This window comes from Caulobacter endophyticus, from assembly GCF_003116815.1.
Lineage (GTDB): Bacteria > Pseudomonadota > Alphaproteobacteria > Caulobacterales > Caulobacteraceae > Caulobacter > Caulobacter endophyticus.
Genome location: NZ_QDKQ01000010.1, coordinates 1 through 1056, shown reverse-complemented (window position 1 = coordinate 1056; position 1056 = coordinate 1). Strand labels below are relative to the sequence as shown.

The window sequence follows — 1056 nt, the reverse complement described above, 5'->3', positions numbered from 1 at the left end:
AGACCGTCGCCGCCACCGGCGGCACGGCTCCGGTGACCTTCGCCGTCACCACCGGCGCGCTACCGACGGGCCTCAGCCTCAACGCCTCAATCGGCGTGATCTCCGGCACGGCCACCGCCGCAGGCGCCTACAGCTTCAAGATCACGGCCACCGACGCCAACGGCCTGACTGACGCCAAGACCTATAGCGGAAGCATCTCGGCTGGCGTCGCCATCACCACGACCTCCCTGCCGACGCCGTTGCTCGGCCAGGCCTACAGCCACACCGTCGTGACTTCGGGCGGCACGGCCCCAGTGACCTTCGCTGTCACCACCGGCGCTCTGCCCACGGGGCTCTCCCTCAACGCCTCCAATGGAGTGATCTCCGGCAAGGCGACCGCGGCCGGCGCCTACAACTTCGCGGTCACGGCCGCCGACGCCAACGGCCTCACCGACGCCGAGACCTACAGCGGCACGATCTCGGCTGGCGTGGTGATCACCACGGCTTCGCTGCCGACGCCCGTTCTGGGCCAGGACTACAGCCAGACAGTTTCGACGACGGGAGGCACGGCTCCGGTGACGTTCGCCGTCACGACGGGCGCCCTGCCCACCGGGCTGACCCTCAACGCCTCGACCGGCGCGATCTCCGGCACGGCGACGGCCGCCGGCGCCTACAGCTTCGCCGTCACCGCCGCCGACGCCGACGGCCTCACCGACGCCGAGACCTACAGCGGCACGATCTCGGCCGCCGTGGCCATCACCACGACCTCCCTGCCGACGCCTGTGCTCGGCCAAGCCTACAGCCAGACCGTCGCCACCAGCGACGGTACGGCCCCGGTGACCTTCGCCGTCAACACGGGGTCGCTGCCTACCGGGCTAACCCTCAACGCTTCGACCGGCGTGCTCTCTGGCACGGCGACAGCCGCTGGCGCCTACAGCTTCGCCATCACCGCCACCGACGCCAACAGCCTCACCGACGCCAAGACCTATAGCGGCACGATCTCGGCTGGCGTCGTTATCACCACGACCAGCTTGCCGGCGCCCGTGCTCGGCCAAGCCTACAGCCAGACCATCGCCA

1 protein-coding gene is annotated in these 1056 nt (G+C 70.1%); it reads left to right on the top strand.

The annotated features are described in order from the left end of the window. On the top strand, positions 1–1056 hold a 1056-nt coding region (locus tag DDF67_RS01030; protein WP_199229108.1), incomplete at both ends, for a putative Ig domain-containing protein.